Raw genomic sequence first — 17,569 nt, forward strand, 5'->3', positions numbered from 1 at the left:
GCAGCGGCTGATGATGAATATCTTGAACTACTGCTGCAGGGTGTTATTTGAGCAGATGGCCAAATGAGATTGCCCTGGTCTGCTCGTATAATCCCTCCCAACTTTTTATACCAAGCTTCCATTCCAAGCCCCACATTTTTCAAGAAGTACCCTTCACGATCACCGGCGACCTCAAAAGCAAAATCGACAAACTCTGCTGCTGGTAAAAGCGGTAGAGATGATCAAGGCATTGCCGCTGGACCGAGGCGACACCAAGGGCGATCTGTACGACTTCGACTCCACCATGCTGCGCATAGCCGCTATGAATCTGATTATGCACGGGGTGGACGAGCCGGATATCCACTATCAGGACACCATGAGCCAGAGTTTCTCGGACAAATACCCCGACGCTTCTCACAACGGCTTTCACCTGATTCTGGCCAATCCGCCGTTTACCGGCACCCTGGATGAAGAGGATATCGACCCCGATATCTTAAAACTGGTGAAAACCAAAAAGACCGAGCTGCTGTTCTGCGCCCGTATTTTGCAAATGCTGAAAATCGGTGGTCGCAGTGCCACGGTTGTGCCGCAAGGTGTTTTGTTCGGTTCCAGCAAGGCGCACCAGAGCCTGCGGAAAACACGGGTGGAAGATAACCAGTTGGAAGCGGTCGTTAATCTGCCGTCCGGTGTGTTTAAACCCTATGCCGGTGTGCGACTGCCATTCTGATTTTTACCAAGGGTGGCGAGACCGATAACGTTTGGTTCTACGATCTGGAAAACGACGGTTACAGTCTGGACGACAAGCGCAACCCCATGATAAAGACGACATTCCGCATCTGGTGGCGAACTGGAAGCAGTATCGTAAAAGCAAAAACCTGCCTGTGGATACCTTTGTTGGCCATAAGCTGGCTGATGAGACAATCGTTCCAATGATGGACTGGACAGACCGCACCCAGAAGGCATTTGTCGTACCCAAGCAGGATTTGAAGGGCAACAAATACGACCTGTCCATAAACCGCTATAAGGAAGTGGTGTATGAGGAGGAAGTGTATGACCCGCCGAAGGAGATTCTTGGACGGTTGAAGACGCGCTGGAGGCTGAGATTCAAAAGGAGCTGGGTGAGCTGGAGGGGATGTTGTGAGTTGGCCTTTGGTGAAGCTTCTTGAAATATGCTCAGTTTCAACGGGTAAATACGATGCAAACCATTTAGAGAGTAATGGTATATATCGATTTTATACTTGTGCGGATAAACCAATCAAAGCTCATACGTTTAGTTTCGAGGGTGACTCGATCATTCTTCCTGGAAGCGGTGCAAATGTTGGATTAGTACTTTTTTATAACGGTAAATTTGAAGCGTATCAAAGAACATATATTCTTAATGATTTTCGGGAAAATGTTGATTCACGTTACGTCTATCATCACCTGAAAAGCTTCTGTAACTGACGGCGAGTTTCCAGTTCTGAGGATGGGAAATATCACCTATGAAGGAAAATGGGATATATCTGATCTTAAATATGTCAATCTTCCTGACAAAGACAAACCCAAGTACCTAGCTCAGCAAGGCGACATTATCTTTAACAGAACAAATTCCCGTGAGCTGGTGGGAAAAACAGCAGTATATGATCTTGGCTACCCAATAGTTCTAGCTGGCTACTTGATTCGCAGCCGTGTCAATGAAAGGGGTAACCCTTACTACATTTCTGCATATCTTAACTCAAGGCACGGGAAGAGCACCCTTGTGAATATGTGCAAAAGCATTATTGGTATGGCTAATATTAATGCTCAAGAAATGCAGGATGTTAACCTCTTAATGCCACCGATTGGGTTGTAGAATCAGTATCAAGAAATTGAACTGGCGACAAGGAGCCGGCTTCAGAAAATGAACTCTGCAGATTCGGAACTAAGAGTTTTATTCAACTCCCTCAGCCAAAAAGCCTTCGCCGGAGAACTCTAAAAACAATGGTAAGATTAACAGCTAAAGAACAACAGGCCATTACCAGCACTGTCTTGCATTATGATCCCAAAGCACAGGTGCTGTTGTTTGGCTCCAGGACTGACCCGGATAAAAAAGGCGGCGATATTGATCTGCTGGTGATTTCGGCCACACTGGGTTTTGCGGATAAATTGAATATTCTGGCTGATCTGCACGGGCTGCTGGGTGAGCAGAAAATTGATATTTTGCTCGATAAAGACGGCACGGGTGATTTTGCCAGAACCATTCTGCCCACAGCTGTTGAACTTCAGGCATAAGGGGAGCCTATGACAGAAGAAAAACGCAAACTGCTGGAGAAACAACTGCAGCAGATGCATAAAGCCGCTGAAGGTTTGCGCTGGTCACTGCAGCGCTGTCAGCCTTTGGATATCAGCCAGCTCAGTGCGGAAGACGAAGAGAAGTTTGAAACCCTGACGGCCCGCTTTGCCCGTATGAGCGATATTTTGATTCAGAAAATCTTCCGGCTGGTGGATGAGTTGGATCTGGAAAGCCCCGGAACCGTGCGTGACCGTATCAATCGGGCTGAAAAGAAAGGTTTGATCGACTCGGCCCGTGATTTTGTTGTTATCCGGGAGCTGCGTAATGCCATAGCTCATGAATATGAAGAAGAAGCACTGGCCAACATTCATCAGGAAGTGCTGCGCCTTACGCCTCTGCTGCTGGCTGTGCCGGAGAAAATCTCTCTGAGACTGGGCTGATTACTTTCAGTATCAGCATGTTGACCTATGGATACTTGTCCCTGATGTTGGGTTACACCCGAGGGTGCAAGCGCAGCTTCGCTGCTAATCCAACCTACGGACATTTATGTTTTATACCCACAGGAAACCCGCTTTTATGAATGATGTACAACAGGCAATTGAGGTTCTGTCTGTCTATGAACCCGGTGTTTTTCCCCGTGAAGCACTGCAGACACTGATTGATCAGCAGGAGGAAGCGACACCGCTGCTGCTGGAATACCTTGAAACCGTTGCGGTTGATGTTCAGAAAGCCGTGGATAACGAACATACCGGGTTGATGCTGTTTGCCCTGTATCTGTTGGGCCAGTTTCGGGAAACACGTGCTTATCGGCCACTGATCAATATGCTTGGCCAGCTGGATGAAACCAACGACGGTTTTCTGGGCGACCTTGTTACTGAAGGCTTGTCTCGTATTATCGCCTCGGTCTGTGATGGCGATATCGCACCTGTTCAACAGTTAGCCCAAAACCCGGATGCAGATCATTTTATCAGAGCGGCGGCGTTCTATTCACTGGGCACCCTGGTACTGAATAACCGGCTGGGCGCTGACACGCTTAAAGACTATTGTCGTTCAATGCTGTCTGGAGAGCTTCAATACGACGATGATGGCTATCTTCCCATTGTTCTGGTAAATATTTGCGAAATGCACGGTTTTGCAGATCTGTTGCCTGTTATAAGAAAAGCCTATCAGCGTTGGCCAGAAATGAAGCTGTTCAACAAACTGAAGGCCATTGAAGATAACCTGCAGACCAGTGAACCGGATGAGCACGAAAGCTCTTTTCATAAAGACTTGATCACAGACACCATCGGTAGCCTTGAAAACTGGGCCAGCTTTCAGCCGGAAGCAGAGGATGAAGATGATTTCGATCTGGCTTCACTCTTCCCTGAGCCTCAAGGCTTGCAGGATCCAGTCGGACAGGCGTTTCTGACAGAGGGAACCTTTGTTCGGGAAGAGCCTAAAGTTGGGCGCAATGATCCCTGTCCCTGTGGCAGTGGTAAAAAACACAAGAAATGTTGTGGATAGAACATGAGTGAAGAAAACGTTATCGACCTGCAGGATATTATGAATATGGATTTTGATAACCTGACGGATATCGAAGTCCAGAAAGCCATGGTGGAAGAGATAGAGCGGTTAAGGGCAGAAGGGAAATCCGACGCTGAGTCGATCCGGTTGGTGTTTGAGCATAATAAAGAGTTGCACTGAGCAGGTTTTCAAATTTTACAATTCAATAAATACGATTCAGGTGTACGTGTTATAAAAGGCGTGGATGACGCCTTTCACTGCCTTTTCTGCGGTACCAAAACCATTGAGATACCCCCTACCCTGACGCCATGGAGCCGCCAGAGACCAACACTTTCAGCACTTGCAATACGTTGCAGTGCTGAAAAGGTAAAAACGTGAGGCAATAAAAAGACCCAGTAGGTGTTAACCTTCTGGGCCTTTTAAAATATGGTGCCGGCACCAAGAGTCGAACTCGGGACCTACTGATTACAAGTCGGACTTATAATCTATAGAAATCAGCACCAAAATATAAAAAACGTTAAGGTATATATAAAATAACCCATAACCCATTGATTTTCTAGCCTTTCATAGTTTCTTTTGAATTTTGTTGATCTCTGTTGGTCTATGTGATGTCTTTATAAAGAGTGACCAAGAAGAGTAACCACTTTTCAAAAAGAACAAAAAATGACCATTTCTGATATCCCATCAGTAGGTCTCAGGGGGGGGCAATGACAATATCGGAAAATGATATAGTATCGAAGTTTCAGCAGGGAGATTTTGGGACAAAAAGTGAGTCAATTTCAGGATATGGTGGAGGCTCGCTGTTTGTAAAAATACGGAATTCTGGAATAGAGTTCTACTATCGATTCAAGGTTGATGGAAGAGTTAAGTCTATTAAGATCGATAAACATCACCTGTACAAAAGTTCTGACGGGATATCGTTAGAGCAAGCCCGTGAGCAGGCAAAACTTTTATCGGAGAAAAAAGAAAAGGAAAATCCAGTTCATTTTTTGATCGATGAGCGAGAGATAAAATCCAAAAAGAAAGTACGAAAAAAAGAAGAAAAATTATATTTTGGTACATTCAAAGAAATGCTAGAGGATTTCAAAGAGATTCATGTAAAAGAAAATCTAGGATCATACTCTTCCATAAATAGTGCATTTAATGTTCATGTTTATATTCATAAAAATATTATAAATAAAAAAGCAAAAAATATAACTGAATCAGATATTTCTCATATTTTAAGAAGAATGATCTTTTGTGATCCTGACAATCCAGAAATAGAAGTCAAACGCCCAATAGTTAATAGAGTAAGATCTTATTTGTCTAGTGCTTTTGCATGGGCAAAGAAATATGATAACAGCCCTAGAAAAATCGATAAAATACCAAGATATAACATTGGCTATAATCCAGTAACCGATGTAGAGGTTCTTTCTGACTATGAAAATAAAAATGGTAAAGAACAATTTAATGATAGAGATTTATGGATACTCTGGAATCATAGTGTTGCACTCACTGGGAAAATTGGTCATATGATAAGATTGCTGTTTTCTCTTGGAGGCGTTCGTCAAGAGCACTTATTGAAATTGATGTGGAGTGATGTTTACCTTGAAGATCATCTATATCCAGCGCATATAACATTGTGTACACGTAAAGGTAGAAGTAATGAAAAAGTTTATTATACAATTCCGCTTAATAAGTTAGCAAAAAAAGAATTAAGTATTTTAAAAGATATCACAGGTGGTTGTGTGTATGTATTTGCAGGCAGGAGTAAAGCGGGAGAGAATACCAAAAAGCCCATGGCGAATAGCTTTAGCAAGCCAGTCAATAATATATTAAGGTTTATGAGAAATAATCTTAATATAGAGGACGTTTTGCGACCAACAATTGGTAGAATTAGAACAACTGTTAATACTAGATCTAAAGAGGCTAAATGCGATTCTGAAATTTTTGAGAAAATACAAATGCACAACCAAAAAAATACTATCTCTGAAAAACATTATAATAAGTACATGCATATTCATGAAAAAAAAGAGGAACTAGAAAAGTGGGAAAATTATTTAAATAAAATAATTAATAAGAAGTATGAGGATGTAACAGAGCGACTACCTGAGCAAGCTGAAAAGGAACAGGCAGGTTAATGCCTGCTATGTTTAATTACTCCAATTAGTTTTTCCTTCCCTCCAAGCAGTAACATCAATTTTCCTCCATCGAACATTTCGTGCCGAAAGGTTAATCTGCTTAGGAAATCTATCGCTCTTCATATACTTGTAGATGGTCGCTTTTCCTAAACCTGTTAAATCGATAACGGTTTTTAAATTCAGTAGAGTATCGTCTATAGCAGGTGCTTTCGTGGACAAGGCAGTAAGAATGGAATCTTCAGAAGTAATGATGGCTCCATCGTGATCAAAATAATTGATCCCATTGTTATTAAGGAACTTGTATATGGATTCGATTGAGTCTGTGTTTAGTATCTCTTTAAGAGCATTAGTTGTTATCATCATGTTAGTAATTCTTGGATAGGCAATGCACATTCATTCCCTATGATATATAAATAAGAAAAAAACCAAAAAATGTCAAATTTAAATGTCGTGTTGCAATTTAAATGATTTAATCTGTCGCTGTTATTTTAGCATTTGATGCTGGATGTTTTTTGATTTAACGAAGTTGTGATATTATATTGGTGAAAAAAATAAGAAGATCTAAAAAACGTTTAAACTGCCCATGATATAAGGTGATTTCATCTTAGTCGTAAGTAACCGACTTTGACTAGCAAGCTAGTGTCATCGGCCAAGGGTTTCACCCTTGGAACCCAAACTGAATTTTGGCATAGTGAAAACCATATCTCTTAAACTATATAATTAAGATTCTCTTATTTTTCTGTGTCCAAAAAATAGGAGAATATAATGGATAAAAAAACGACAGGTCAGCAGTTTTTTCACATCGAGACCTATGCAAAAAAGCAAAGTAGGAATAATGGCAGGGCGAGCAAAAGAAAAGCTGGTAGACAATCAAGCAAGAGTCTTGCAAAACAGGCAAACAAAGAAAGGGAAAACAGGCTAAGTGATAAAATATCGAAGCAAAGGGTAACTACTGGGATTATCAGGGAAGCTAGCAGGCAAAAGGGGTACTGTGATCATGTAGACGCTCCGCTGGAACCTGTAACCTTGTATGGAGATGACCTTTTTTCATTAGAAATTAAAATAAATAATATTTATGAAACTTATAAAAATCGTGTGGTTCAAAAAAGCGGAAAAGTTGCAGTAAGAAAAATACGAGAAGATCAACATGTTTTACTGTCCGGAGTGGCGAGTCACCCACGATTGTCAGAAGACTATTTTAGTTGTGATGTGACTAGAGAGATGGTTAGTTTTTGGTTGGAAAATACAATAGATTTTCTAAAAGAAGAATTTGGAGAGTCACTGAAGAGTGTAATTCTGCATCTTGACGAAAAACACCCTCATGTACATTTTTACTGTTTACCCGACTATTCATACGAAAATATAGATGGAAAAGAGGCTCCTATTATTAACCCATTGTCATCTATCCACAAGGGAATAAATGCTAGGAATCATGCTGAAAGAGAAGCTTCTAAGAATGGGCTTAAGGGCACATCTAAAGTAAAATTTGTTCAAGAAGCATTTGGCAAATCTATGAGTGAAATGCAAGATAGATTCCATGAGTCGGTGTCTATGAAACATGGACATGAAAGGTTTGGCCCCAAAAGAAAGAGATTTAAAGATAGTAAGGAATATAATCAATATTTAGCTGGCCAGATTGCTTTAGAGAAAGATCAGTATAGAAAAATAAAATATAGAAAAGAAAAAGAAATTCAGGATGAAATACTAGATGATAAGGTCAGGGTAAAAGAAGAGAAACTCCATGAATTTGAAAATACTATAGTTCCGAAAGCTAAGCAGAAAGCCAGAAGAGATATTCAGTCGATCAGAGATGAAGGTAAGGAAGCAATTAAAAACGAGTTAAAAAATCTCAAAGAAAAAGTAAATAAGAAAATTTCCGATGAATATTTTGAGCGTAAGAAAATCACATTTGATAAGTTAGATAGTGAAGTGGATGAAATGAGACGAAGCGCGAACTCTAAAGTTGAAAAATATGAGGCAAAGAAAAAGATAGAACTTAATCAAAAGTATGAGTATGAAGAAACGTGGATGATGCACAGAATCAACGAGATAGCAGAGGCGCTAGAGATAAAGCGTGATCTTAGCAATGAAAGATTAGAAGAGTTCTTTGATGTTGAGGTTGAATATATAGAAAAATTGAATGTAAGCAATAGAAATAAAGGAATTCAAATAAATGAATTGAAGTCAGAGAATGCAGATTTGAAGTCGGAGTTAAAAGATATTAAAGATAAATTTGAAAGGCTGAAGTCTGTTTTTGATGCTTTAAGTGAGAAATTTAATTATTTATATAATCACGGTAGAGATTCATTTGATAATATCCATGGGAAATTAAAGACAGGTATAAATAAAGTTGCTGAGATGGGTTTTTTCAAATTTTGAGATCTGCATAATAACGGTATAAAAATTAACATCAATTTCTTTCAAAGTTAGTCTAAGTGTTAAATTTCAAAAAAACCATATAATTCAATAGGTTGTATTTCTAAATAAAATGGTTTTTTTGCCTTTCATTCCGTAGGTCATTTTTTTAAATTTGACAAGTTTCGTATCGTAATTATATTTAGTTATAACCCACAAAAACAACAAGGCTGCTAGATTCTTTTTAGGAAAGTAGAGGGTCATATTATGTCGAGGGATATTTTAGAGGTTTTACTAGAAGTATTAGAAGATCAATTTGGAAAGGTGACGCAGGCAGAACTGGCTGAAGCTATTGGCGTCACTCAGGGCACAATTAGTAACTGGATGTCTAGCGGGCCTCCCAAAAATAAACTACATGAGATAGTCAACTTTTTTCAAGGTTTCCATGCATCAAACATGGTCAAACCCGTTATTGAGTTTGAAGCGATATCTCCTGTTAAAAGGGGTGAGTCATATACGTTTTTTCCTGACAAAAAGAACGTTAAGAATTTGTCTGGTAAGATAAAGGGTATAAAAGGAATTTATATTTTTTATAATAGCTCTGGGCATGCTATTTATCTTGGGAAAAGTGAAGTCTGTGTTTTTGGGGAAGCCAGAAAAAGGTTGTCTGCCCCTTTGAATTTGCCTGTGTACAATCCTAAAAAATCACACGAACCCTTGGTGGCAGAACAGGCACTTTTTATATCGGCATATTCCATTGCCGAAGTAGAAGCCATAAAAAATATTGAATCATTTATGTTGCGCGCATTCGCAAATGACTTAAATAATAAGTACAGTGGGGATTTTGATTATATCTTAGGCTGAGGTGTGGTACTTTGCTGGGATCAAAGATCCCAGCTATTTTTTAAAGGTTTCTATTTTAGCCTCCATCTTTTCAATAATAGATTTTTGCTCTTTATAAAACTCTCTGCTTTTTTCAAGCTGTCCCTCTGCGGCTGAAGCAGATTTCTGTGCTGTCATTTCATTTTCTCTGGAAATTTTAAGATCATCTTTCAAATCGGAAATTGATTTCTGCAAAATGGAAATTTCAGATTTTAAAGAACCAACCTGAACTTTCAGTTCTGAATTTGCAGCTTTGTTCTCAGCTTGGTTTTTTTTGCCCATTTCAAATTCATTTTCAAGCCTTGAAATTTCGGAAAGGAAATCTTTCTCATTAGTCTGGTATTCGCTTTCTAAGCTATCAAGCCTTGAGAGCAGCTCGTTAGCTTTTTGCCCTGTAACGTCCAGTGTTTCAAGCCATATGTCTTTAGCCAGCTTCTCACCCAGTTGGGGGATTTTTTCAGGCATATCAAATAATAATTTATTATTGCTTTTTTGATCGTTTTTCCATTTCCTGAGGATGGGGCTTATGGTTGTAAAACTACCGCCACCAAGCTTATCTCGAACCCTTTCCATTGTTGGGTTTATGTTCTCCATTATGAGACTTTCAGCCGCATTTAAAATATCTATTTCTTTTATAGCCATATCTTCTCCATTTTTGGCTTTGTATAAAATGTATGTAATATCGCCCTTTGTACAAAATATACATAGGCGACAACAATTACGTTCTATTGATTTGAAACTGATTCTATGAAGGTGAGAAAATCACATTTTAAAATGTATAAAGCCGCCTTTTATTCCCAATTCAATTCAAATATATAGATATCGTAGTAAATTTGAATATCATGGCAAATTTAATTTTTCAGGTCAGTCGGAAAGTACGATATATGACTGTTTGGGTATAATTTAACTTTCGAGTTATATCCCTTATAGTTGCGGGATTGTAGTCGCACTGAGTTCGAGTGATGAAGGACCCCAAAAAACTTATCAATAAGTCCCAAGTTTTAATGCGGGATTACTGGACAGAATCCGTCTTTAAAAAGGTTCTGGGAGAGGCTGATCATATTGTGTACAACGATGAGGGCGTGCCTTATCGTTTTTACTGGTATATAGAGACAGTGCTGCTGGCAGAGCAACACCCGGAATTTCTCAAGAAAAAAGCCAGAGAGGATGCGAAGCGGGGAAACCGTATGCCTCTATCCGGGTCTCCAGAACGATGGAAGCCTGAAGCTACAGATCAAAAAGACAATGATCAAATTTTGCTATTTAAAAAAATGATCAAAAGTGATCTGCTAACCGTGGATGTCCCTGAAGATGGAGATCTGAATGCGGTTTTTAAAGCCTGCATGGAACAGCTAAATATTAGTAATCTTTTGGTTAAGGCATCCCGCACAAGCAGCTACGAAGGCTTTCAGAGGGTCTACGGGCCACTTCGTAACCCAGAGATCAATCCCTACTGCCAACTCTACAAAAAAATTGCTGAGGTTCGGGCTGATCTGGCTTTTGAGTGTGGTGTTCACTTTTTAGCCAAACTGTACGGTGTGCCTTATGAAAAACCGTGGATTACAAAAACGGTCACAGTCCGAGGTAAAAAAATAGTCACATAAGTGTTACCGGGTAACAGTTGGGCTTTCTATTAATAAAACCCCGCAAAGCCTTTGGTTTAGTGGGGGTTTGTCGTATTTATGGTGTGTATTTTTAGAGTTGGCACGAAGGTTGTTATATGTAAGTCAGGGACATCCCTAACTTTAATAATATAAAAAAGGTGCGACATGAAAAAACAGCAAAGTGGTTTTACTCTTATTGAATTGATGATCGTTATTGCGATCATTGGTATTTTGGCGGCTATTGCTATTCCTCAATATCAAAACTACGTAAGCCGAACCAACGTTACTGCCGCAGTCACAACTCTAGCAACTAATAAAGCAGGGGTTGAGGAATACGTACTTACCTACGGCTTCTTCCCTGATAATGTAACTGCCCAAGTTGATGCTCAAGCTGACGACCCACTCGTAGCAGGAGATCAATCAGTTGCCTTCGTTCGCGGACAACGACCAGAGGATTTGGGCGTTAATCAGCCTTCGAATGGTGCAATCATCTTCGTCCCCATTAACGCAGCGAACGGAACTGGTTACTTAGAGTTCACATTTAACCGTGGTACTCCTGAAGTTAATGGTAACACCGTTCGCTTAACTAGAGGGGTCGATGGAAACTGGAACTGTACAACTATTATTGGAGCTGAGTTTGTAGGTGAAGGTTGTGCACCTTTAGCAGCTTACTAACGCGGATGGGGATAAAGGATAAAGAGATAAAAGGGGGCGGAGTCATTTATGACCTGACACCTTCCTGACTTATCTGCTTTACTCCGAAAAGGGAGCTGGTTCGCCAGCTCCTTTTTTTTGTGTTCCACATAAATATAATTTTCTATGGATAGGAAACTGGAACAAGAGATGTCATCTGGAAAGAGTAACCAAGAAAAGTAACCACTTTCCCAAACTCCAGATACAAAAAAGCCCCCGTCGTCTACGGAGGCTTCTAAGTCCTTGATATACAAGGAAAATATGGTGCCGGCACCAAGAGTCGAACTCGGGACCTACTGATTACAAGTCAGTTGCTCTACCAACTGAGCTATGCCGGCAACGGGGTGGAATATTATGGATAAGCCCTGTTTTTGTCAACACTCATCTGGCGTATGAAAGCGATCTTTTTAGCCGGAAAGTGTTTTTAATAGAGTAAGTTACCTGTTTTCTACGCGTGGCTGTCTACACCTATGCCTTTCTTCTTCATCAGTGATGGCAACATAGACATTCCTACAAAGCTGACAGCGCCAATTCTGAGGTAAATAAATGTCTCACTGGAGATCTCCTCACCACTGCACTGGCAACAGCGCCTGCCATAAAGCAGAAAGCAACAGTGCCTGGAATAATAAACAGCGTTGTAAGCAAGGAGTATGCCCAGCAGTCAGGCTGTAAGCGTAGTTCTGCACATTACGGAGTGCAGGCAGTCGATTGGCTTGATTCGTTAGATTTGTGAACTTATGGGGCTTCATATTGTCTTAACTACTTAGAATAGCTCAGCATTGTAAAGGAGTAGTATGATGCGAATATTTATTTTGATGTTATTGATTCCATTTTTTGCGCACTCGAATGAAAATTTTCATTTTACAAATGATGATTTCAACGAGATGAAATGGATGGTGTCAAATAGTTTTTCAAATAAAACTATTTTGATTATGGATGATTATGCCAAGAATCTAATTGAAGACTACCCTCCTGAAAGCCATATGCTACTAGTTCTTGGTTCGCAAAATTTAATACTAAGTGCTGCGTTATATAATCAACTAGGTAAGGGTGTTTTTAACGACTATGTTTCAGTCGCACCTTTTAGTCGATTAATGGAATATTTAGAGTCTAGCCATCAAGACAAATTTGATGATTTTATGTTGAAGGTTATTCCAAACCAAGAAACTCTAAGAGGTAGAAAGATAGTAATCACTCGTTTGCTTCAGTCTGGTATTAACATGATTGAATTGTCTGGACGGATCAAGAATTATTTAGACGAAAATGGGATTAGCTCTGGCTTTGATTTCTATTTTTCATGTAACAAATATGATATCTATGACTATTTTCATCATCTGCAGGATTCTGTCAATATTCGTTATGATGAAGATTATTTGGAATCTTGCGCTTTTAACGATTATCTGGAATCAACTTTCAAATATAATATTTATTATCCAATCTACCTTGATAAAGTTGGAAATCACTTTTTCAAAGAATGGAAAGGTTGGGAGATTAATCCATTGTTCCAAAAGCTGGTCGGTTTTTACAAATATAAAATTACTACTCTTCGAGATCTATGAGAATCATGATGATGAAACGTTAGAAGCTTTCTCGCCGAGGAGATCTGCGAGGAGGCGAACAGCTTCTTTACGGAACTCTTCGATATAAACAGGGTTTCTGTGTCTGGCATTGGGCACATCCTGATTAGACAATGATCTAACTTGGCAGGGTGCCCGCAGTTCGTGGATAACTCTAAATCTAACGCCTGCGTTTCGGAAAATTGAAGCGCAGCGGAAGTTTTTCCGAAACATGCGCTTCTTACGCTCTTTCTAGATACCAATCAAGTATGAAAATATCAGGTATATGAGTGGTGAAAATTAATCACTTTAAACTATACATTCCTTTAAACATACCCGACAGCCAGCTAAAAGGGATAAGGCGACGCAGCAAGTTCATGATTTTGGCATCAACAGCCATATTTTGCTTCATATCGGGTTTTTTCTTTTCAACGATAATGAATAGTTTTTGTGCGATTTTTTTTGGTGTCGCTAATGCACTGGAGTTATTAGATGCTTCACTCATAGAGTCTAAGTTATCGATATGTTTTTGATAAAAGGCTTTACCCTTATCGGGCATACTAGAATACGCCTGTGATGCGTCCGTGGTTTTTTTCAGAAGTGGTGTTTTCGTCACACCCGGTGAGGCCGAAATCACGTGGATATCCAATAGGCCAAGATCATAATACATGGCCTCGCTAAGGCCGATAATGGCAAATTTTGAGGCGTTATAGGCGCCGTTAAAAGGCTGACCCAAAATACCAGCCCACGAGGTTATATTTACCACTCTGGATTTTATACTATTGTGTTCATTGAATTTTTTCATCAACGGAATACATTTTTGCGTCAAATTCATAACACCCCAAACGTTAACATCCATAACGTAGCGCATTTTTTTCTCATCAGCATATTCAAACGGAGCCGTGTAAGTGATGCCCGCGTTATTAATCAGTGCATAGAGGCCATTTTCACCTAGAGATGTAGAAATGGTTGCAACTGCTCGCTCGACACTTTCTGGAATCGTAACATCAAGCTTAATAGGGGTGACATTTTCGAGTAGTGCTAAAGATTTCGCATCATTCTCATTTCGGTAACCTGCAAAAACCTTATAGCCTTTTTGTGAAAAAAGTTTAGCAGTCTCAGCACCTATTCCGGAGGATGCTCCGGTAATTAAAATCGATTTTTTCATCTTTGTTCCTCGCTATTTTTATTTCGACAAATATACGTATCACTTACATCGAATTTTACTTTTTCATAAATGATCTGAAGTAGTAAAAATGGTCACTGATTGCGCAACTTCTGTTTGCTCATATTTTTCAGGGCTTAAATAACCCAGAGTGCTATGCCGACGAGTGCGATTATAATCCACTTCAATGTATCCAAACACGGTCTGGCGCATTTGCTCACGATTGACCATCGGTTCACAGAGCACTGCTTCCACCTTCAGTGAATGGAAGAAGTTTTCCACACAGACCCACTGTGTCAGGATAGTTGTCCCAACCATCGCCCTTGCGGCTCATGCTTTGCAACAGGCTATGCTCTTTCAGCAAAATCCTGAGTGTATCAGCGCAATATTGGCTGCCGCGGTCACTGTGGAAAATAACACCTTCCGGGAATTTTCGTCGCCAGAGTGCCATATCCAAAGCGTTGCAAACAAGATCAGCCTTCATTGTGGTACTCATGGACCAACTGTTAACACCAACCGATGACCTTTCTGGAAAACAGGTCGATAACAACGGGAGTTGAACCTGAACCAAAGTGAGTCAGCTTTCAAGATGAGCAGCTGATTTCCAGCTCTCCAGCCCAACCGGGCGGGAGTTCAGCATAGCTTTCGTAGTCTGGTTGCTCATCAAAAGGTTTTTGCATAATGGTGAACAAGGTTTCTATTTCGCTGTATTCTCCAACTTCCGCTTTATCAATGGCGATCTGCAGCAAATGATTGCGGAGTATATATTTTGGGTTAGAGGCTAGCATTCCAGCACGAATATCTTGCTCTGCACGACCTTCCTGGTTTAATCGCCGTTGATAGATTCGATACCATCTTCTGAACTTCTCCCTATCCACAAACAGATTTTCAACAGAGTCATCACAAAGTGAACGGAAGAAAATTGTGTAATCCGTTTTCTCTTCCTGCATCTGCTGAAAGATTTGATCTATAAGTGTGCTGTCGCTCTCATCGGCCGTAGCAAAACCAAACTTGGCCCGCAGAAGAATCGAATACTTTTCAGCAAAAAACTTTGGGTAGGTTTTCAAAATAGCTTGAGCGGATTCCTGACCTCCAGGGAGAATTGGCAACAAAGCCTGAGCCAGAGCCGTACAGTTCCAGTAACCAATATCTGGCTGGCGGCTAAATGCATAACGCCCCTGCCAGTCGGAATGATTACAGATATGCTGGGCATCAAAGCCATCAAGAAAACCGAAAGGTCCATAATCAATGGTAAGTCCGAGGATCGACATATTGTCAGTATTCATCACGCCATGACACCAGCCTACAGATTGCCATTGGGCAATTAGCTCGGCAGTGCGTTTGACTGCTTCTGTGAAGAGCAACTCAACACGATTTTCTTCGTTTTTCCATTCCGGGAAGTGCCGTTGAATCACGTAATCAACCAACGCCTGTAGAGCGTCGTATTGTTTTGTATAACTGAAGTATTCGAAGGTACCAAAACGTACGTGACTTTCTGCCACACGAATCATTGCGGCACCGGTTTCTGTTTTTTCCCTGTAAACCAGTGTTTCACTGTCAATCATGCACAGTGAACGTGTTGTAGGAATACCTAGATTGTGCAGAGCTTCACTGCACAGGTATTCACGAATGGTGGATCGCAATACCGCACGGCCATCACCATTCCTTGAATAGGGAGTAAGCCCTGCACCTTTTATTTGCAGGTCATAGAGAGTGTCGTCACTCTTGGTGGCTTCTCCCACAAGAATTGCTCGTCCATCCCCAAGTCTGGGCACCCAGCTGCCAAATTGGTGGCCTGCGTAAACCATGGCGATTGACTGAGAATTTTTAGGCAGGTTTTTACCATTACAGAACTGTACAAAGTCTTCATCAGAAAACGAGGCATAACCCAGCTGCTCAGCCAGAGACTGGTTTCGATGAACCAACCTTGGCTGCTCCAACGGCTGCGGGACAACATTGGAGGAAAATGTCGCACCCAATTGTGCGTAGGTATTCACCAAATTCATATGCATATACTTCATAAAATGGATCATACGCACAAACCGAAGCAACAACTAAAAAATTAAAGATTTTCTCCGAAAATCTATAGTGTCCAGACGTTGAAATCAGAGCTCTAATATATGTTTGGTATGTATGGTTTTTTCTCGAACAATGGGCATATCCCCGTAGCTGAGAGCATATTGCGAATGACAAACCTTTTAGAACTGGATCTTGCTCTCGTACACAACACCGATTCTGCGTAACTTCAGTTATGGAAGATGATACGGAAGCCCTGGACAACTTTGCAACCATCGCCCCTCAGATGGTTCTGATCTCGAAAGATCCTGAGCAGCCGGTAGCAATAAACAGTGCTCTGGGAAATTACGATTTTGAACAGGCTCTTTCTCTGGTGAATACATTTATGAAAGAGCACGGAATGACTCCGACAATAAGTGAGCAGTAAAAGGGGCGAATATGCTTTCTGTGCAAAATGTGCAGGTCGTACCTGTTGTTGATGACACCCCGGAAAATATTGATGTTCTGAGGAAGATTCTTCAACCTGAGTTTCGAGTGAAGGCTGCCCTCAAGGGTAATAAAGCCATAAAAATTGCTCAGGCTATGCCTCAACCAGATTTGATACTGTTGGATATTGTTATGCCAGATATCGACGGTTACGAGGTATGCCGACTGCCTATGTACGGGACCATACATGTCCCGTACATAGGTATGAAAACGAAAGTCATATCAAAACGCGTGGTCTGCAGGGTGATAAAAAGCAGAGTTACCGAGCCAAACACAGCAAACCGATAGTTGATGACATCTTTACCTGGTGCCATCAACAGCGCCAGAGGTTGGATCTCACACCCTCCTCACCATTTACAAAAGCACTGACTTATCTGCATAACCATGTCGAACAACTTGCTGTTTATCTGAGTGATCCGGATGTCCCGATTGACACCAACCACGTTGAAAGAAACTTGCGTTGCATACCAATGGGCCGTCGAAACTGGTTGTTCTGCTGGACAGAGCTGGGCGCAGAAGATGTTGGTGTTATCCAAAGTTTGTTGATGACCTGTCGCTTACAAGGTGTCCCCGCTTACACTTGGCTCATCGATGTGCTTCAGCGTGTCAGCCAACACCCGGCCAACCGTGTTGAAGAGCTGACACCAAGACTGTGGAAAGAAAAGTTTGCTGCTGAGCCTTTACGATCAGATCTACAGCGTTAAAGCGATAACGGGCTGGAATGATCGGTTACTTATGTTTCAAGTGAGTTTTGGTTTAGCACTTAAAGGTTAATCCTTATGAAGCTTGAATTTTACTTTGCTTGCTGCGATGGTAACTGCTGTATCCTGTTGATCAGCCTTGCTGAGAACCTCAAGAGCGCAGACTAGCTGTTTAACAGTTAGCTGGTCAGCGTTTGCTGCCGCACATATTTTATTAGCCACTTTGCTTGCTGCGATGGTAACTGCTGTATCCTTTTG

20 protein-coding genes, 1 tRNA gene and 3 pseudogenes are annotated in these 17,569 nt (G+C 40.9%); 17 read left to right on the forward strand and 7 right to left on the reverse strand.

Annotated elements, in window-relative coordinates:
• Positions 1-217 precede the first annotated feature (217 nt).
• The 9 genes and pseudogenes from QMA35_RS18155 to QMA35_RS18190 all read left to right on the forward strand — a co-directional run bounded on the left by QMA35_RS18155 (position 218) and on the right by QMA35_RS18190 (position 5,853).
• Positions 218-706 carry an N-6 DNA methylase gene (locus QMA35_RS18155; protein ID WP_281648571.1) on the forward strand — a complete coding sequence of 163 codons (489 nt, stop codon included), beginning with the start codon at positions 218-220 and terminating at the stop codon, positions 704-706.
• Positions 707-737: 31 nt separating this feature from the next.
• On the forward strand, positions 738-1,145 hold the full coding sequence (locus tag QMA35_RS18160; RefSeq protein ID WP_281648572.1) for a hypothetical protein: 408 nt from the start codon (positions 738-740) through the stop codon (positions 1,143-1,145).
• 299 nt (positions 1,146-1,444) lie between these two features.
• Positions 1,445-1,810, forward strand: coding sequence for a hypothetical protein (locus QMA35_RS18165; protein ID WP_281648573.1), 366 nt, complete (start codon positions 1,445-1,447; stop codon positions 1,808-1,810).
• A gap of 128 nt (positions 1,811-1,938) precedes the next feature.
• Complete coding sequence (locus QMA35_RS18170; RefSeq protein ID WP_281648574.1) at positions 1,939-2,229, forward strand: nucleotidyltransferase domain-containing protein; 291 nt, start codon at positions 1,939-1,941, stop codon at positions 2,227-2,229.
• 9 nt (positions 2,230-2,238) lie between these two features.
• Complete coding sequence (locus QMA35_RS18175) at positions 2,239-2,670, forward strand: hypothetical protein (protein WP_281648575.1); 432 nt, start codon at positions 2,239-2,241, stop codon at positions 2,668-2,670.
• Between the two features lie 136 nt (positions 2,671-2,806).
• Positions 2,807-3,535: pseudogene (locus QMA35_RS18180) on the forward strand (DUF1186 domain-containing protein); the annotation flags it as partial.
• Between the two features lie 108 nt (positions 3,536-3,643).
• Positions 3,644-3,733: pseudogene (locus QMA35_RS21945) on the forward strand (SEC-C metal-binding domain-containing protein); the annotation flags it as partial.
• A gap of 3 nt (positions 3,734-3,736) precedes the next feature.
• Positions 3,737-3,913, forward strand: a complete 177-nt coding sequence (locus tag QMA35_RS18185) for a hypothetical protein (RefSeq protein WP_281648577.1) — start codon at positions 3,737-3,739, stop codon at positions 3,911-3,913.
• Positions 3,914-4,440: 527 nt separating this feature from the next.
• Positions 4,441-5,853, forward strand: coding sequence for a hypothetical protein (locus QMA35_RS18190; protein ID WP_281648578.1), 1,413 nt, complete (start codon positions 4,441-4,443; stop codon positions 5,851-5,853).
• 12 nt (positions 5,854-5,865) lie between these two features.
• Here QMA35_RS18190 and QMA35_RS18195 read toward each other — a convergent pair whose 3' ends face one another.
• Positions 5,866-6,216, reverse strand: coding sequence for an AlpA family phage regulatory protein (locus QMA35_RS18195; RefSeq protein WP_281648579.1), 351 nt, complete (start codon positions 6,214-6,216; stop codon positions 5,866-5,868).
• A gap of 402 nt (positions 6,217-6,618) precedes the next feature.
• On the opposite strand from QMA35_RS18195, the gene QMA35_RS18200 reads away from it, so the two are divergent.
• Positions 6,619-8,232, forward strand: coding sequence for a hypothetical protein (locus tag QMA35_RS18200; protein WP_281648580.1), 1,614 nt, complete (start codon positions 6,619-6,621; stop codon positions 8,230-8,232).
• A gap of 243 nt (positions 8,233-8,475) precedes the next feature.
• Complete coding sequence (locus tag QMA35_RS18205; RefSeq protein ID WP_281648581.1) at positions 8,476-9,072, forward strand: helix-turn-helix transcriptional regulator; 597 nt, start codon at positions 8,476-8,478, stop codon at positions 9,070-9,072.
• Between the two features lie 33 nt (positions 9,073-9,105).
• On the opposite strand, the gene QMA35_RS18210 is transcribed toward QMA35_RS18205, so the two are convergent.
• Positions 9,106-9,732 (reverse strand): DNA-binding protein, encoded by a 627-nt coding sequence (locus QMA35_RS18210; RefSeq protein ID WP_281648582.1) that lies wholly within the window; start codon positions 9,730-9,732, stop codon positions 9,106-9,108.
• A gap of 320 nt (positions 9,733-10,052) precedes the next feature.
• On the opposite strand from QMA35_RS18210, the gene QMA35_RS18215 reads away from it, so the two are divergent.
• Complete coding sequence (locus tag QMA35_RS18215) at positions 10,053-10,694, forward strand: hypothetical protein (RefSeq protein ID WP_281648583.1); 642 nt, start codon at positions 10,053-10,055, stop codon at positions 10,692-10,694.
• 165 nt (positions 10,695-10,859) lie between these two features.
• A complete protein-coding gene (locus tag QMA35_RS18220; protein WP_281648584.1) occupies positions 10,860-11,369 on the forward strand; it encodes a pilin in 510 nt (169 codons plus the stop codon).
• A 280-nt stretch (positions 11,370-11,649) separates the two neighbouring features.
• Here the strand turns inward: QMA35_RS18220 and QMA35_RS18225 are convergent.
• Positions 11,650-11,725, reverse strand: a tRNA-Thr gene (locus tag QMA35_RS18225).
• A 456-nt stretch (positions 11,726-12,181) separates the two neighbouring features.
• Between QMA35_RS18225 and QMA35_RS18230 the strand changes: the two genes are divergently transcribed.
• Entirely contained in the window at positions 12,182-12,946 is a 765-nt protein-coding gene (locus QMA35_RS18230) for a hypothetical protein (protein WP_281648585.1), read from the forward strand.
• 301 nt (positions 12,947-13,247) lie between these two features.
• Here QMA35_RS18230 and QMA35_RS18235 read toward each other — a convergent pair whose 3' ends face one another.
• The 3 genes and pseudogenes from QMA35_RS18235 to QMA35_RS18245 all read right to left on the reverse strand — a co-directional run bounded on the left by QMA35_RS18235 (position 13,248) and on the right by QMA35_RS18245 (position 16,129).
• A complete protein-coding gene (locus QMA35_RS18235; protein WP_281648586.1) occupies positions 13,248-14,111 on the reverse strand; it encodes an SDR family NAD(P)-dependent oxidoreductase in 864 nt (287 codons plus the stop codon).
• A gap of 63 nt (positions 14,112-14,174) precedes the next feature.
• Positions 14,175-14,659 (reverse strand): annotated as a pseudogene (locus QMA35_RS18240) (DDE-type integrase/transposase/recombinase); the annotation flags it as partial.
• 33 nt (positions 14,660-14,692) lie between these two features.
• A complete protein-coding gene (locus tag QMA35_RS18245) occupies positions 14,693-16,129 on the reverse strand; it encodes a protein adenylyltransferase SelO (RefSeq protein WP_281648587.1) in 1,437 nt (478 codons plus the stop codon).
• Between the two features lie 230 nt (positions 16,130-16,359).
• On the opposite strand from QMA35_RS18245, the gene QMA35_RS18250 reads away from it, so the two are divergent.
• Genes QMA35_RS18250 through QMA35_RS18260 form a run of 3 tightly spaced genes read left to right on the forward strand, consistent with a single transcriptional unit; the run spans position 16,360 to position 17,314 of the window.
• Entirely contained in the window at positions 16,360-16,551 is a 192-nt protein-coding gene (locus QMA35_RS18250) for a hypothetical protein (RefSeq protein WP_281648588.1), read from the forward strand.
• Positions 16,552-16,562: 11 nt separating this feature from the next.
• A complete protein-coding gene (locus QMA35_RS18255) occupies positions 16,563-16,898 on the forward strand; it encodes a response regulator (protein WP_281648589.1) in 336 nt (111 codons plus the stop codon).
• Complete coding sequence (locus QMA35_RS18260) at positions 16,847-17,314, forward strand: transposase (RefSeq protein WP_281648591.1); 468 nt, start codon at positions 16,847-16,849, stop codon at positions 17,312-17,314. The genes QMA35_RS18255 and QMA35_RS18260 overlap by 52 nt, the downstream gene beginning before the upstream one ends.
• A gap of 66 nt (positions 17,315-17,380) precedes the next feature.
• Here the strand turns inward: QMA35_RS18260 and QMA35_RS18265 are convergent.
• Positions 17,381-17,569: hypothetical protein (locus tag QMA35_RS18265; protein ID WP_281648590.1), on the reverse strand; the 189-nt coding region annotated here is incomplete at its 5' end.

It is taken from the genome of Parendozoicomonas sp. Alg238-R29, from assembly GCF_947331445.1.
In the GTDB taxonomy this organism is placed as follows: domain Bacteria; phylum Pseudomonadota; class Gammaproteobacteria; order Pseudomonadales; family Endozoicomonadaceae; genus Sansalvadorimonas.

Bases quoted from the DNA above. Each gene is read 5' to 3' on its own strand.
- QMA35_RS18155 (WP_281648571.1), top strand. From the start codon at position 218: ATGATCAAGGCATTGCCGCTGGACCGAGGCGACACCAAGGGCGATCTG.
- QMA35_RS18165 (WP_281648573.1), top strand. From the start codon at position 1,445: ATGGGAAATATCACCTATGAAGGAAAATGGGATATATCTGATCTTAAA.
- QMA35_RS18170 (WP_281648574.1), top strand. From the start codon at position 1,939: ATGGTAAGATTAACAGCTAAAGAACAACAGGCCATTACCAGCACTGTC.
- QMA35_RS18175 (WP_281648575.1), top strand. From the start codon at position 2,239: ATGACAGAAGAAAAACGCAAACTGCTGGAGAAACAACTGCAGCAGATG.
- QMA35_RS18185 (WP_281648577.1), top strand. From the start codon at position 3,737: ATGAGTGAAGAAAACGTTATCGACCTGCAGGATATTATGAATATGGAT.
- QMA35_RS18190 (WP_281648578.1), top strand. From the start codon at position 4,441: ATGACAATATCGGAAAATGATATAGTATCGAAGTTTCAGCAGGGAGAT.
- QMA35_RS18195 (WP_281648579.1), bottom strand. From the start codon at position 6,216: ATGATGATAACAACTAATGCTCTTAAAGAGATACTAAACACAGACTCA.
- QMA35_RS18200 (WP_281648580.1), top strand. From the start codon at position 6,619: ATGGATAAAAAAACGACAGGTCAGCAGTTTTTTCACATCGAGACCTAT.
- QMA35_RS18205 (WP_281648581.1), top strand. From the start codon at position 8,476: ATGTCGAGGGATATTTTAGAGGTTTTACTAGAAGTATTAGAAGATCAA.
- QMA35_RS18210 (WP_281648582.1), bottom strand. From the start codon at position 9,732: ATGGCTATAAAAGAAATAGATATTTTAAATGCGGCTGAAAGTCTCATA.
- QMA35_RS18215 (WP_281648583.1), top strand. From the start codon at position 10,053: ATGAAGGACCCCAAAAAACTTATCAATAAGTCCCAAGTTTTAATGCGG.
- QMA35_RS18220 (WP_281648584.1), top strand. From the start codon at position 10,860: ATGAAAAAACAGCAAAGTGGTTTTACTCTTATTGAATTGATGATCGTT.
- QMA35_RS18230 (WP_281648585.1), top strand. From the start codon at position 12,182: ATGATGCGAATATTTATTTTGATGTTATTGATTCCATTTTTTGCGCAC.
- QMA35_RS18235 (WP_281648586.1), bottom strand. From the start codon at position 14,111: ATGAAAAAATCGATTTTAATTACCGGAGCATCCTCCGGAATAGGTGCT.
- QMA35_RS18245 (WP_281648587.1), bottom strand. From the start codon at position 16,129: ATGAAGTATATGCATATGAATTTGGTGAATACCTACGCACAATTGGGT.
- QMA35_RS18250 (WP_281648588.1), top strand. From the start codon at position 16,360: ATGGAAGATGATACGGAAGCCCTGGACAACTTTGCAACCATCGCCCCT.
- QMA35_RS18255 (WP_281648589.1), top strand. From the start codon at position 16,563: ATGCTTTCTGTGCAAAATGTGCAGGTCGTACCTGTTGTTGATGACACC.